General features: G+C 71.3%; 10 protein-coding genes, 1 tRNA gene and 1 pseudogene. 9 read left to right on the forward strand and 3 right to left on the reverse strand.

Annotated features, from left to right (window positions below):
* Nucleotides 1-18: 18 nt before the first annotated feature.
* From AB0J57_RS29855 to glmS, 3 genes are all read left to right on the forward strand, one after another.
* Complete coding sequence (locus AB0J57_RS29855; protein ID WP_366131454.1) at nt 19-897, forward strand: DUF4429 domain-containing protein; 879 nt, start codon at nt 19-21, stop codon at nt 895-897.
* A gap of 75 nt (nt 898-972) precedes the next feature.
* Nucleotides 973-1,248 (forward strand): hypothetical protein, encoded by a 276-nt coding sequence (locus AB0J57_RS29860; protein ID WP_064069380.1) that lies wholly within the window; start codon nt 973-975, stop codon nt 1,246-1,248.
* 33 nt (nt 1,249-1,281) lie between these two features.
* Nucleotides 1,282-3,099 (forward strand): glutamine--fructose-6-phosphate transaminase (isomerizing), encoded by a 1,818-nt coding sequence (glmS, locus tag AB0J57_RS29865; RefSeq protein ID WP_366131455.1) that lies wholly within the window; start codon nt 1,282-1,284, stop codon nt 3,097-3,099.
* Between the two features lie 100 nt (nt 3,100-3,199).
* Here the strand turns inward: glmS and AB0J57_RS29870 are convergent, their stop codons facing one another.
* Together AB0J57_RS29870 and AB0J57_RS29875 are read right to left on the reverse strand one after the other, a co-directional pair.
* A complete protein-coding gene (locus AB0J57_RS29870; protein WP_366131456.1) occupies nt 3,200-3,769 on the reverse strand; it encodes a GPR1/FUN34/YaaH family transporter in 570 nt (189 codons plus the stop codon).
* Between the two features lie 151 nt (nt 3,770-3,920).
* Complete coding sequence (locus AB0J57_RS29875; RefSeq protein WP_366131457.1) at nt 3,921-4,442, reverse strand: universal stress protein; 522 nt, start codon at nt 4,440-4,442, stop codon at nt 3,921-3,923.
* Nucleotides 4,443-4,954: 512 nt separating this feature from the next.
* Between AB0J57_RS29875 and AB0J57_RS29880 the strand changes: the two genes are divergently transcribed.
* The 5 genes from AB0J57_RS29880 (at nt 4,955) to AB0J57_RS29900 (ending at nt 9,787) form a co-directional block, all read left to right on the forward strand.
* Nucleotides 4,955-5,275: a hypothetical protein gene (locus AB0J57_RS29880; RefSeq protein WP_366131458.1), complete on the forward strand. Its 321-nt coding sequence runs from the start codon at nt 4,955-4,957 to the stop codon at nt 5,273-5,275.
* Nucleotides 5,276-5,652: 377 nt separating this feature from the next.
* On the forward strand, nt 5,653-6,909 hold the full coding sequence (locus AB0J57_RS29885) for a helix-turn-helix domain-containing protein (protein WP_366131459.1): 1,257 nt from the start codon (nt 5,653-5,655) through the stop codon (nt 6,907-6,909).
* Between the two features lie 85 nt (nt 6,910-6,994).
* Nucleotides 6,995-7,594: an oligoribonuclease gene (orn, locus tag AB0J57_RS29890; RefSeq protein WP_366131460.1), complete on the forward strand. Its 600-nt coding sequence runs from the start codon at nt 6,995-6,997 to the stop codon at nt 7,592-7,594.
* 111 nt (nt 7,595-7,705) lie between these two features.
* Nucleotides 7,706-7,778: transfer RNA gene (locus tag AB0J57_RS29895), tRNA-His, on the forward strand.
* A 119-nt stretch (nt 7,779-7,897) separates the two neighbouring features.
* Entirely contained in the window at nt 7,898-9,787 is a 1,890-nt protein-coding gene (locus tag AB0J57_RS29900; RefSeq protein WP_366131462.1) for a rhamnogalacturonan lyase, read from the forward strand.
* A 1-nt stretch (nt 9,788) separates the two neighbouring features.
* Here AB0J57_RS29900 and AB0J57_RS29905 read toward each other — a convergent pair.
* Nucleotides 9,789-11,758, reverse strand: a pseudogene (locus AB0J57_RS29905) (xyloglucanase); the annotation flags it as partial.
* Nucleotides 11,759-12,169: 411 nt separating this feature from the next.
* On the opposite strand from AB0J57_RS29905, the gene AB0J57_RS29910 reads away from it, so the two are divergent.
* Nucleotides 12,170-13,900, forward strand: a complete 1,731-nt coding sequence (locus AB0J57_RS29910) for a glycoside hydrolase family 6 protein (protein WP_366131463.1) — start codon at nt 12,170-12,172, stop codon at nt 13,898-13,900.
* Nucleotides 13,901-14,451 lie beyond the last annotated feature (551 nt).

Here is a 14,451-nt window from a genome sequence, read left to right on the forward strand (position 1 = left end):
AATGCCAGAATCCTCCCCATGACGGAGATCATCCAGAAGGACGGGACCTGGAGTTTCGACGGGGACGTCATACGTATCGTGCCGGGCGGCGACAAGAGCGTGGGGCTGCTGCGCAGGACGCTCGGCGAAGTGTCCGTTCCGCTGCGGGCGGTGGCCGGGATCTCGTTCGAGGCGGGGAAGAAGGCGGGGCGCCTCCGGCTGCGGCTGCGGGACGGCGCCTGCCCGCTGCTCCAGATCACCGGCGGCGGGCTGGCGGACGGCTCCGATCCGTACCGGCTGGCGGTGGCGAACGACCGCGGCGGGGTGGCGGAGTACTTCGTGGACGAGGTGCGCCGCGCGCTGCTGCTGGAGCAGGTGGAGACCGGTCCCGTGGACGCGTACCTGCTCCCCGGGCCGTCCCTGCCGATCACCGTCGGCGCTGGTGACGCCACGGTGACGTTCGACGGGGAGCGCATCCGCCTGGAGTGGAACTGGAAGACCGAGGAGTCCAAGGCGTCCGGGAGCGACCGCACCCTCGCGGTGGCCGATGTCCGGGCCGTGGAGTGGCTGCCGGCCGCCGGGCTGGAGAACGGCTACCTGCGCTTCCGGACCGACGGCACGGCGGCCGCTCCCCCGGCGCCCAAGTACGACCCGCACGCCGTGGAGCTGTGGGGCTTCCGCAAGGACCCGCTGATGGCGCTGGTCGGCGCCGCCGTGGTGGCGCGGCTGCCGCACCCGAACGCCCCGGTGGCCGCTCTTCCGGCGGCGGACGCGCCGCACACTCCGGAGCCGGCGCCCGCCGCCGACCATGACGTCCTGCTGCGGCGGCTGCGGGAGCTGGGCGAGCTGCACCGGACCGGGATCCTCACCGACGACGAGTTCGCCACCGCGAAACAGGCAGTTCTCAAGCAACTCTGACCAAAACGGACTCAGCCCTGCCCGATGTCGGGCAGAATTTTTGCCATCTGTACCCGTGTCCTTCACTATCTACGGGTGCTCGAACACCGCCCGTCGCACGACGACCTCATCGACCACCTGGTCCGCAGCACCGCGCTCCAGCGCGGTGAGGCCGCCCGGGTGGTGCTCGACGTGCTGGCGTACTTCGACGAGACGACCGAGGAGTTCGTCCGCCGCCGCCACCGCGAGCTGCAATCCGGTGGTGAGGTGAACGCCACGATCTTCGAGCGCATCGCGGCCGAGCTGCCGCACCGCGCCGTGGCGCCACCGGAGCTCTCGCTCCGGCAACTGCGCCGCATCGTCTACGGCTGAGCACACACCACGAACCTGGAGGGGCAACACTTTATGTGCGGAATCGTCGGTTACATCGGTAAGCGTGACGTGGCTCCGCTGCTGCTGGAAGGTCTGGCGCGGCTGGAGTACCGGGGGTACGACTCGGCGGGCATGGTGATCACCAGCCCGAAGTCCGCCGGCCTGAAGATGGTCAAGGCCAAGGGCCGGGTCCGTGACCTGGAGGCCCGCGTCCCCAAGCGCTTCACCGGCACCACCGGCATCGCCCACACCCGCTGGGCCACGCACGGCGCCCCGAGCGACATCAACTCGCACCCGCACATGGACCCCGAGAACAAGGTCGCGGTCGTCCACAACGGCATCGTCGACAACGCCCAGGAGCTGCGCGCGAAGCTCGAGGCGGACGGCGTGGTCTTCGCCTCCGAGACCGACACCGAGGTCCTCACCCACCTGATCGCCCGCTCCCAGGCCGAGACCCTGGAGGAGAAGGTCCGCGAGGCGCTCAAGGTCGTCGAGGGCACGTACGGCATCGCCGTCATGCACGCCGACTTCAACGACCGGATCGTCGTCGCCCGCAACGGCTCCCCGGTCGTCCTCGGCATCGGCGAGAAGGAGATGCTCGTCGCCTCCGACATCGCCGCGCTGATCGCCCACACCCGCCAGATCGTCACCCTCGACGACGGCGAGATGGCCACCCTCAAGGCCGACGAGTTCCGTACGTACACCACCTCGGGCACGCTGACCACCGCCACCCCCGAGACCGTGGAGTGGGAGGCCGCCTCCTACGACATGGGCGGTCACGACACGTACATGCACAAGGAGATCTCGGAGCAGGCCGACGCCGTCGACCGCGTCCTGCGCGGCCGCATCGACGAGAAGTTCTCCACCGTCCACCTCGGCGGCCTGAACCTGGACGCCCGCGAGGCCCGTGGCATCCGCCGCGTGAAGATCCTCGGCTGCGGCACCTCGTACCACGCCGGCATGATCGGCGCCTCGCTGATCGAGGGCCTGGCCCGCATCCCGGCCGACTCCGAGCCGGCCTCCGAGTTCCGCTACCGCAACCCGGTCGTCGACCCCGACACGCTCTACATCGCCGTCTCCCAGTCCGGTGAGACGTACGACGTGCTGGCCGCCGTCCAGGAGCTCAAGCGCAAGGGCGCCCGCGTCCTCGGCGTCGTGAACGTGGTCGGCTCGGCCATCGCCCGCGAGGCGGACGGCGGCGTGTACGTCCACGCCGGCCCGGAGGTCTGCGTCGTCTCCACCAAGTGCTTCACCAACACGGTCGTCGCCTTCGCGCTGCTCGCCCTGCACCTGGGCCGCATCCGCGACCTGTCGGTCGCCGACGGCAAGCGGATCATCGAGGGCCTCCGCCGACTGCCCGAGCAGATCCAGGAGATCCTCCAGGGCGAGGAGGACATCAAGAAGCTCGCCGCCGAGTACGCGGACGCCAAGTCGATGATGTTCATCGGCCGTGTCCGGGGCTACCCGGTCGCCCTGGAGGCCTCCCTGAAGCTGAAGGAGATCTCCTACATCCACGCCGAGGCGTACCCGGCCTCCGAGCTCAAGCACGGCCCGCTGGCGCTCATCGAGCCCGCCATGCCGACCGTCGCGATCGTCCCGAACGACTCCCTGCTGGAGAAGAACCGCGCCGCGATGGAGGAGATCAAGGCCCGCAGCGGCAAGATCCTCGCGGTCGCGCACCAGGAGCAGGAGAAGGCGGACCACACCATCATCGTCCCGAAGAACGAGGACGAGCTGGACCCGATCCTGATGGGCATCCCGCTCCAGCTCCTCGCCTACCACACGGCCCTGGCCCTCGGCCGGGACATCGACAAGCCGCGCAACCTCGCGAAGTCCGTCACCGTGGAGTAGACCGGGCGTGAGCGACCCCCCGGCGCGTGCCACCAACGCACCGGGGGGTCGCCCTTTTCGTACGGCCGGTGCCGCCCTTGCACCGGCCTCAGTGGCCGCTTCAGCCGGTGGCCGTCACACCCCGGCCCGCGGCGCGCCCGGAGAGGGTCGGCCACTTGGCGAGCGACGCGGTCGCGCCGTACCAGGCGCCGAGGCCCGCCAGCGCGGCGGCCCAGCCGCCGATACGCCCGAGCGCGGAGGCGTCCGCGAAGGCGCCGATGCCGGAGAGCAGCAGCGAGAGCGTCAGCAGCCCGTACACGCCCTGACCGAGCAGCCCGCTGCCGGAGGCGGCCGCGGTCAGCGTGAGCGACAGCATCGCCCACAGGACCATGAACAGCCCGGCGGCCTCGGCGGAGACCGCGCCGCCGTCCACGCCGTTGCCCCAGGCGAACCAGAAGGCGCCGAGGCCGGCGAAGGCGGTGCCGGTGCGGCCGTTGCCCGCGCGTAGTTCGAGGAGGCCGGCGACGAAGAGGGCGACCCCGCCGACCCAGGTGGCGAGGGCCGCGGCGTCGGAGGCCGCGACGTTGTCGATCACACCGGTGCCGCCGACGCCGTACGCCAGCAGAGTCAGACCGAGTGCGAGGTGGCCGAGAGTAGAGGTGGTGCTCCCCGCAGAGACGTCGTTGTCCACGGCGGGCTCCCTTCATGCTCATGTGCAGTTGTGCTGCTTCCCAGCCACCTGGATATACCCTTCACAAGCGCACAACCCACCTCGCGGGGCGGCCGAATTTCGCCTACGGGCAGGGAAATTGACGCCGTATCACCGGCGGATAACGGCAGGGCTACGGGATGACGACGACCGGCCGCTGCGCGCGCCGCGCGAGCCGTCCGGCGACCGAGCCGAACATGCGGCCGACGATCCCGTGCGTGGAGCCGACGACGATGGCGTCGGCCGAATACTCGCGGCCGACCTCCTCCAGCTCGTGGCAGATGTCCCCGCCGCGCTCGACGAGGATCCACGGCACCTCGGAGAGGTAGTCCGCACAGGCCAGCTCCAGACCCAGTACCTCGGTGCGGTGGTCCGGTACGTCGACGAAGACGGGCGGTTCGCAGCCGGCCCACACGGTGGTGGGCAGCCGGTTCGCCACGTGCACGATGATCAGGCCGGAGCCGGACCGCCGGGCCATGCCGATGGCGTACGCGAGTGCTCGCTCACTGGAGGTCGAGCCGTCGAAGCCGACCACCACTCCGTGCTGGAAGGCGGGGTCGCAGGAGTGACGCGTCTCTTCCGCCGCGAGGGGGTCGACCGGGGAGTCGGCGACCTTCCTGCGGTCCGCGGGTTCAGGGAATTCGTGACCGGCCATCGGTGTCTCGGCGAAGAAGGTCCTCTTGGGAAGGAGCAGGGGTACATCGGTCGGCGGCGGAGGTGTGTCCGGGAATCATCTTCCCAACCCCATACCCCCAAGGGTACGGCGGCACTCCTCCGCTGCCCAGTGCCCGCCACCCTGCTGCGGCGGCACACGGCGTTCCAGGGAGCATGCACGAGCCCGTCCCGTATGGCAATGCCGGATGCCCCTTACAGCGGTCCACGGCCCGGCCCGGAGCCACCCCGGCACCGCCCCGACGAGCCGCCAGGGGCCGCTGCACCGCCGCCAGGGCCGCCCGGGCGCCCGCCCACCGGCCCGTCCGCCCGCCGACCCCTGGGCGCCCGCCCCGCCGGACGGCCACCCCGCATCCCTCCGTAGCCGTACGGCCACGCTCCGCACTCACACTCTCCCCCAGCCCGGCCATCCGGACCCGGGGCAGTGACCGGGGCGGCCGGTCGTCGTTGGCCACACGGTCCGACCGGTCATACCGCAGCCAGCAGGGAGCCCCCGTGCCCGCACACCCGCCCGCCCCCGCCCCGTCGTCCGCGTCCGAGTCGGCGAGCGACGTGGTCCGCTGGGCGGCCTTCAGTTGCGCCCTGGTCCCCGTGATCCTCCTCGTGTACGGCACGTCCTTCGGCGGCGCCGCCGGGACCGCCGTCGGGCTGGCCGCCGTGACCGCCGCCTGCCGGGTGCTGCTGCGCCGCTCGGAGCGGATGGCCGAGGAGAGCCGGCGGCCGGCCGTCCCGCACCGCGGCGGCCGGCACTCGCGATCCGGCGCCGGGGCGCACCGCGGAGGCCGCCGCGGTGCGGGGTGTGCGCCCGTGGACTGACGCGTTCGCACACTCGCGCCCGTATGTTTTCAGCCAACTTCAGCGCACTGGCCGTTCCTTGCCAGAATGGCCTGCCAACCCCCTTGTCACCAGGCGAGAAAGGACCGACGGGGCCGCTCGCACCCTACGTGGATGGGCCATGCGCGCGAGGCGCACTTCCCTGCGGGGTCCGCGAGTGGAACGCTTCGTGATCGAATGCTTCGCGCCAAGTTGCCTTGTCGACATAGTGCCGAATACGGAACTTGTCGCTCCGGTGCCACGGGACACAGTAGATTCGATCATGACTATCGAAGACTGGGGACTCGTGCAAAACCGAGGGGAATCGTGCAGGAGCGACAGGACCTAGGAGACGCGAACACCGAGGGGGGCTTAGCGTCATGAGCCAGGACTCCGCCGCACCGGAGACCGGACGCAAACTGTCCGGCCGGCGCCGTCGCGAGGTCGTCGCAGTGCTGCTGTTCAGCGGCGGCCCCATCTTCGAGAGTTCGATCCCACTCTCGGTGTTCGGGATTGACCGCCAGGACGCCGGAGTTCCGCGCTACAGGCTGCTCGTCTGCGCGGGCGAGGACGGACCGCTGCGGACCACCGGCGGGCTCGAACTGACCGCGCCGTACGGGCTGGAGGCCATCAGCCGGGCCGGCACCGTCGTCGTACCGGCCTGGCGGTCGATCACTTCGCCGCCACCGGCCGAGGCGCTCGACGCGCTGCGCCGCGCGCACGAGGAGGGCGCCCGCATCGTCGGCCTGTGCACCGGCGCGTTCGTGCTCGCCGCCGCCGGTTTACTGGACGGGCGGCCCGCCACCACGCACTGGATGTACGCGCCGACGCTCGCCAAGCGCTACCCGTCGGTCCATGTGGACCCGCGGGAGCTGTTCGTCGACGACGGCGACGTACTCACCTCCGCCGGAACGGCGGCCGGGATCGACCTCTGTCTGCACATCGTGCGCACCGACCACGGGACGGAGGCGGCCGGGGCACTCGCCCGCCGGCTCGTCGTGCCGCCCCGGCGCAGCGGCGGACAGGAGCGGTATCTCGACCGGTCGCTTCCGGAGGAGATCGGCGCCGACCCGCTGGCCGAGGTGGTCGCCTGGGCGCTGGAGCACCTCCACGAGCAGTTCGACGTGGAGACGCTGGCGGCCCGCGCGTACATGAGCCGGCGGACGTTCGACCGCCGCTTCCGCTCGCTGACGGGGTCCGCCCCGCTCCAGTGGCTGATCACCCAGCGGGTGCTCCAGGCGCAGCGGCTGCTGGAGACGTCCGACTACTCGGTCGACGAGGTGGCCGGGCGCTGCGGCTTCCGCTCGCCCGTCGCGCTGCGCGGGCACTTCCGCCGCCAGCTCGGCTCCTCGCCCGCCGCGTACCGGGCCGCCTACCGGGCCCGGCGCCCGCAGGGCGACCCGGCGGGGCCGTCGGGTCAGCCGGGGCCGCCGGGCGTGGTGGAGTCGATGGTGCCGTCCCAGGTGCCATCGGCGGCGAGACGGGCGGCAGCGGCGTCCACCGCGACGGGCCCGGCGGCGGCCTCCGCGGCCCCGCCGGAACACGGGCACGGCCACGCGCACGGGTACGGCAAGCCGCACGCGGACGCCTTCACGGGCGGCCGGGCGGCCCTCCCGGGCCAGCGCAGCGCGCCGTAGCGGGCGCCCACCGCCATGGAGGGGCGGCCTTCGAGGGGAAGCGGACACGCATCCCCCCGGCGGCCGCCCCTCTAAGGTAGGACGCATGAACGATCGCATGGTGTGGATCGACTGCGAGATGACCGGGCTCTCGCTGACGGATGACGCACTCATCGAGGTGGCCGCACTGGTCACCGACTCGGAACTGAACGTACTCGGTCAAGGTGTGGACATCGTGATCCGCCCGCCGGACGCGGCGCTGGAGACCATGCCTGACGTGGTGCGCCAGATGCACACCGCCTCCGGGCTGCTGGACGAGCTCCCTTACGGCACCACCCTCGCCGACGCCGAGGAGCAGGTCCTCGCCTACGTACGCGAACACGTCAAGGAGCCCGGCAAGGCCCCGCTGTGCGGGAACTCGGTCTCCACCGACCGCGGCTTCCTGCTGCGTGACATGCCGACGCTGGAGGACTACCTCCACTACCGGATCGTCGATGTCTCCTCGGTCAAGGAGCTGGCCCGCCGCTGGTACCCGAGGGCGTACTTCAACAGTCCGGAGAAGGCCGGCAACCACCGGGCGCTCGCCGACATCCGTGAGTCCATCGCCGAGCTGCGCTACTACCGCGAGGCGATCTTCGTCCCGCAGCCCGGCCCGGACTCGGAGACGGCGAAGCAGATCGCCGCGCGCCACGTCCTGCCGGAGTAGCCCGGCCACGGGCGCCCGGGCACGTCACCCGGCCGCCCGAAAGGCGGGAGCGAGCACCCTCCCGGACCCTGTACACTTTTTCTCGGCCGGTCGGGAAAAAGACCGGTCGTGGTGGGTATAGCTCAGTTGGTAGAGCACCTGGTTGTGGTCCAGGATGTCGCGGGTTCGAGTCCCGTTACTCACCCTGATCGATCGAGGCCCCGGTTCATGGAACCGGGGCCTCGGTCGTTTCCCGGCAACATTCCCCCGCGTGGTGGCGACTGTGAGGTACGCAACACGGCCCTCGCCCCCACAGGAGGAATCGTGCACCACCCGCAGCACCGGATCCCCCGCACGAGACGTCGCCGTTCCGCCCTCATGGCCACCGCCGCCGCCTGTGCTCTGTCCGCCCTGCCCGCCGCCCCCGCCGGCGCCGCCGAAGCCACAGCGGCGGCCGCGGTCGCCCGGCAGGTGGAGCGGCTCGACCGGGGCGTCGTCAGCGTCCACACCGGGACCGGCAACCTGGTCGGCTGGCGCTGGCTCGGCACCGACCCCGACACGGTGGCGTTCAACGTCTACCGGGCCGGTACGAAGCTGAACGCCACGCCCCTCACCGGCGCCACCAGCTACTTCCACTCCGGCGCGCCCAGCCACGCCGACTACACCGTCCGCGCCGTCGTGGGCGGCGTCGAGCAGGGCGACTCCGTCCACGCCGTGCAGTTCCGCGCCGGCTACAAGGACGTGCCCATCACGCCGCCCGCCGGGGGCACGACGCCGGACGGGGTGGCGTACACGTACGAGGCGAACGACGCGTCCCTCGGCGACCTCGACGGGGACGGCGCGCTGGACTTCGTCCTCAAGTGGCAGCCCACCAACGCCAAGGACAACTCACAGTCCGGCCACACCGGCAACACGGTCGTCGACGGCATCCGGCTCGACGGCACCCGGCTGTGGCGGATCGACCTGGGGCGCAACATCCGCTCCGGCGCGCACTACACGCAGTTCCAGGTGTACGACTACGACGGCGACGGGCGGGCCGAGGTCGCCATGAAGACCGCCGACGGGACGGTCGACGGGACGGGCAGGGCGATCGGGAGCGCGTCCGCCGACCACCGGAACGCCAGCGGATACGTCCTCACCGGGCCCGAGTACCTCACCATGTTCAACGGCCGTACCGGGGCAGCCATGGGGACGGTCGACTACGTGCCGCCGCGCGGCAACGCGGCGTCCTGGGGCGACGGTTACGGCAACCGCGTCGACCGGTTCCTCGCCGGGACCGCGTACCTGGACGGCGCCCGGCCCTCGCTGGTCATGGCGCGCGGGTACTACACCCGGACCGTGATCGCGGCCTGGGACTGGCGCGACGGGCGGTTCACCCGGCGCTGGACCTTCGACTCCAGCTCCTCGACGAACGCGGGCAAGGGCTACGACGGGCAGGGCAACCACAGCCTGTCGGTCGCGGACGTGGACGGCGACGGGCGGGACGAGATCGTGTACGGGGCGATGACCGTGGACGACAACGGCAACGGGCTGTGGACGACGCGGCTCGGGCACGGCGACGCGGGCCATGTCGGGGACCTGAACCCGGCCCGCGCGGGGCTGGAGTACTTCAAGGTGTCCGAGGAGGGCTCCAAGCCCGGCTCCTGGATGGCCGACGCCCGTACCGGTCAGGTCCTGTGGCAGACCGCGTCGGGCGGCGACAACGGCCGGGGCGTCTCCGCCGACGTCCACGCCGGCTCGCCCGGCGCCGAGTCGTGGTCGGCCACCGACACCACGCTGCGCTCGGCGACCGGGGCCTCGCTCGGGCGGGAGCCGTCGAGCGTCAACTTCGTTAGCTGGTGGGACGGGGACACCACCCGTGAGCTGCTGGACGGCACCCGGATCGACAAGTACGGCACCGGTGGTGACACCCGGCTGCTGACCGGCGTCTCCGTCTCGTCCAACAACGGCACCAAGGCGACCCCGGCGCTCTCCGGTGACATCCTCGGCGACTGGCGCGAAGAGGTCGTCTGGCGTACGTCGGACAACCGGGCGCTGCGGATCCACTCGACCCCGTACGAGACGGGTACGAGGATCACGACCCTGCTGCACGACACCATGTACCGCACGGGGCTGGCGTGGCAGAACACCGCCTACAACCAGCCCCCGCACCCGAGCTTCCACATCGGGGCCGGGATGCGCACGGCACCCCGGCCGGCGGTGACTACCCCGTAGCGTCGCCGTAGACGATGCCGCGGCCGTTGGTCGCCACGTACACCCGCCCGTAGATGCGGGGGTCGCCCGTGATGGCGGCCCCCGTCCAGCCCCACTGGTGGGCGTCGTCGTTGATCCGCGTCCAGCTCTTCCCGGCGTCCGTGGAGCGGAAGATGCCGCGTACGCCGCCCACCTTGGCACTGGTGTAGAGCGCCGGGTACGCGGCGCCCGGGGCGGCCTTGCCGAAGCCGATGGTGTCGGCCCGCTCGACGCCGCCGAGCCTGGTGAAGGTCATGCCTGAGTCGGTCGAGTGCCACAGGCCGTACGTACTCGTCGTGGACCCGCCCGCCAGCCAGATGTCACCGCCCCGGCCGGGCACCGCCTGGAAGCGGACGTTCCCGCTGGCGGGCAGGCCGGTGGCCCCGGCGCTGAAGGAGATGCCGCCATCCGTACTGACGTAGAAGGTCCCGTTCTTGAAGCCGTAGAACTTCCTCGCATCGACCCGGTCGGCCTCCACGGTGGCGCCGGCCGGGATGCCCCGGGACGCGGTCCAGGAGGTGCCGAAGCCCGCCGTGGTGTGCACGGCCGCACCGTCCGGGCTCCACACGAACCGGCTGCCGTCGGCCGCCGCGGCGACCGTGCCGCCGCCGGAGACGCCGGAAGGCTCCTGACCCGCCCACCAGTTGGCGCCGTTGTCCGTGGAGAAGACGATGCGCGGGCCGCCGTCGAGGTGGCCGACGCGCACGACCGTGTTCGGCGTCTTCTCGGCGTAGTCGAGGCTGGTGGTGGAGGTGAAGTTGGGGGAGGTGAACATCATGGCCGGCACCTTGGTGACGTCGGTGTGGCGGAAGCCGCCGATGTCGCCGAGCGCGCTGATCAGCGGGGCGCCGGAGGGCGGCGAGACCAGGTCGTGGACGGCGGTCTCCTCCAGTCCCTGGACCATGGGCTTGATGGCGATCCGGCCGCCGCTGTCCCAGGCGGTGAGGTTGTCGGTCCCGTAGACGGTGGCGCCGGTGCCGTACATCATCCGGTTGGAGTCGAACGGGTCGATCTCCAGCGCCTCGGTCATCCACGCCCGCGTCCAGGTCGCGCCGCTGTCCGTGGTGCGGAAGATCTGGGTGTCGGGCCACCAGGAGCTGTAGCCGGTGACCATGACGGTGCCGGGTTTACGGCGGTCGACGCTCAGTCCGCTGAAGCCGTAGTACGCCTGGGGGTCGGGGGTGATGTCCTGCCAGGTGCCGGTCCTGGTGGCGTACCGCCACACGGCGCCCTTGCCGCCGTCGTACGGGCCGCCCGTGTCGCTGTACGCCAGGTACAGGTGGCCGCTCGTCGCGTCGAGGACGCCCTTGTGGGCGAGGAGACCGGTGGGCCGGCCGGGCAGGCGGGACCAGGTGGCACCGGCGTCGGTGGAACGGTAGACGGAGTTGGCCTTGTCGGCGACGCCCCCGGTGCCGGTCGTCTCGTCGAAGGTGACCCACACGATGCCCTGGTTGTCGGAGGCGTAACCGCTGGTGTCGGACGGGTCCTGGGCGTAGTTGCCGGGGTTGGGGAACGCGGTGACCCGCGACCAGGTGGCGCGGAGCGGAGGACGGCGCCGTTACCGGGGTCCCAACTGTTGGTGTACGTGCCAACGGCGGCGTACACGCGGTCCGGGTCCACGGAGTCGGAGGCGAGGCTGACGACGCCGGTGTGGCCCCAGTCGTCCCAGCCGACGTGGTCCAGCAGCGGGGTCCACGTCCTGGTCGCCTGCTGCCGGCGATAGGCGCCACCGATGTCGGTACGGGCGTAGGCGAGGTTCTTCTCGGTGCGGTTGAAGACGATGCCGGGGACGAAGCCGCCGCCGTCGATGCGGACGTTCTTCCAGGAATACGACGCGGTGGCGCGCGGTGCGGCGGTGGCGTGCTGGCCCGGTGGGGCGGCGGTGAGGAGGCCGGCGGCGAGCACCGGGCCGAGGAGCAGGTTTCGCGTTCTGGTGTTCCGCCTTCTGCGCACGGGGGCTTCCTCTCGGACGTGGGGAGTCGTCGTGCACAAGCCTTGAACCAGTGGGAGCGCTCCCACTATGGGGAGATGGAGACGAGGGGTCAAGGTGCTTGAAGAGTCGAAGAAAATCGACAGCGAAAATTGACGGCCCCTCTGTTCCTTGACGGAACTTGCCGCTACGGTCTGCTCCACCAGTGGGAGCGGTTCCATTTTCAGTCGGCGCATGGTCGCACGGGCCTTCGCACGCCCATCCAGCGCTCGCTCCTCCCACCACCCGCCGCCGCTCGTGGCAGGTGACTCGGCGACGCACTCGTACGCCTGATCAGCGACTCGGCGACGACCACGGCACATCCCCGCACGTATCCGTCACAGGGCCGCGCGACCAACGACGCGCGTGCCCTCGACCGAGAGGTAGCACCGGACATGAGCCGCACCAGAACCGCCGCACCGCCCTCCCGCCGCCGCACCGCCTTACTGGCCGCCTGCACGCTGATGGCGGCGACCGGCGCCACCGCCACCACGCTGAGCACCACGGCAGGCGCCGCCGCCCCGGGATGCCGGGTCGACTACCAGGTCACCAACCAGTGGAGCACCGGCTTCGGCGCCAACGTCACCGTCACCAACACCGGTGACCCGGTGAGCTCCTGGACCCTGGAGTGGACCTACGCGGGCAACCAGCGCATCACCCAGTCCTGGAACGCCACCACCACGCAGACCGGCGCCGCCGTCACCGCCAGGAACGTGTCGTACAACGGCAGCCTGGCCACCGGCGGTTCCGCCTCCTTCGGCTTCAACGCCTCGTACAGCGGCACCAACACCGTACCCACGGCCTTCAAGCTGAACGGCGTGACCTGCAACGGCGGCCCGACGGACCCGCCGACCGACCCGCCGCCGCCCGTCGGCACCCGCGTCGACAACCCGTACGCGGGCGCCAAGGTGTACGTGAACCCCGAGTGGTCCGCGAAGGCCGCCGCCGAGCCGGGCGGCACCCGGGTCTCCAGCCAGCCGACCGGCGTCTGGCTGGACCGGATCGCCGCCATCAACGGCGTGAACGGCGGCATGGGCCTGCGCGCCCACCTCGACGAGGCGCTGCGCCAGAAGGGCACCGGCGAACTCGCCGTCCAGTTGGTCATCTACAACCTGCCGGGCCGCGACTGCGCCGCCCTCGCCTCCAACGGCGAGCTGGGCCCGACGGAGATCGACAAGTACAAGACGCAGTACATCGACCCGATCGCCGCGATCCTCGCCGACCCCAAGTACGCGGGGCTGCGCATCGTCACGACGGTCGAGATCGACTCCCTGCCCAACCTGGTCACCAACGTCACCCCGCGCCCGACCGCCACGCCCCAGTGCGACGTGATGAAGGCGAACGGCAACTACATCAAGGGCGTCGGCTACGCCCTGAACAAGCTCGGCGCGGTCGGCAACGTCTACAACTACGTGGACGCCGGCCACCACGGCTGGCTCGGCTGGGACGACAACTTCGGCGCGTCCGCCCAGCTCTTCAAGCAGGCGGCGACGGCCGAGGGCTCGACGGTCGCCAACGTGCACGGCTTCATCGTCAACACGGCCAACTACAGCGCGCTGAAGGAGGACAACTTCGCGATCAACGACACGATCAACGGTGTGTCCGTACGCCAGTCGAAGTGGGTCGACTGGAACCGGTACACCGACGAGCTGTCCTACGCCCAGGCCATGCGGGCCGAGCTGATCCGGATCGGCTTCTCGCCGAACCTCGGCATGCTGATCGACACCTCCCGCAACGGCTGGGGCGGCACGGCCCGGCCGTCCGGCCCCGGTGCGACGACCAATGTCGACACGTACGTCAACGGCGGCCGCTACGACCGGCGCATCCACCTCGGCAACTGGTGCAACCAGGCCGGTGCCGGCCTCGGCGAACGCCCGAAGGCCGCGCCCGCGGCGGGCATCGACGCGTACGTCTGGATGAAGCCGCCGGGCGAGTCGGACGGGGCGAGCCGCGAGATCCCGAACGACGAGGGCAAGGGCTTCGACCGCATGTGCGACCCGACGTACACGGGCAACCCCAGGAACAACAACAACATGTCCGGCGCCCTGCCGAACGCCCCGCTGTCGGGCCACTGGTTCTCGGCCCAGTTCCAGGAGCTGATGAAGAACGCCCACCCGGCGCTCTGACCCGCCCCGACCCCGCCCCCGGTGACCGCTCGTGGGCCGCCGGGGGCAAACCCGCCCCGGCGGGTCGGGAGCCTCGTCTCCTACACCCCTTCAGTCACCCCCGTATCGGACGACCGGACTTGTGGGCGCCAAGGGACACCCCCAGGCGCGCCTCAAAGGGCAGAAGCCTGTCCCTTCCCGCCCACAAGTCCCTGAACCTGTGGCGGGTGTGACCAGAGAGGCCGGTGGGGTGCTGCTGTGGGACCTGGGATGCCGGTGGGGGACGTGAGACCCGGGACCTAGGGCGGCTCCACCGCCCCAACCCCACCCCAGCCACCCGCCCGCACCCCAACCCGAAACCGGCCGCCACCCGCCGAACCGACCCCCGCCGCCCCACTCCACCCCCCGCGCCCCACCCACCAACCCGCGCTCGGCGACGCAGCCCCGGCCAAGCACCACCCGGCCCGTGGACCCGGCTCCCCCGGGCCGCCCTCCGAGTGTGAAAAGGCGGGCGGAGGCGGCCGGTCAAGGGTGGGCGAAGCCCATCGGCGAAGCCGACGCGAAGCGCCCTT

Source organism: Streptomyces sp. NPDC049837, assembly GCF_040674455.1.
In the GTDB taxonomy this organism is placed as follows: domain Bacteria; phylum Actinomycetota; class Actinomycetes; order Streptomycetales; family Streptomycetaceae; genus Streptomyces.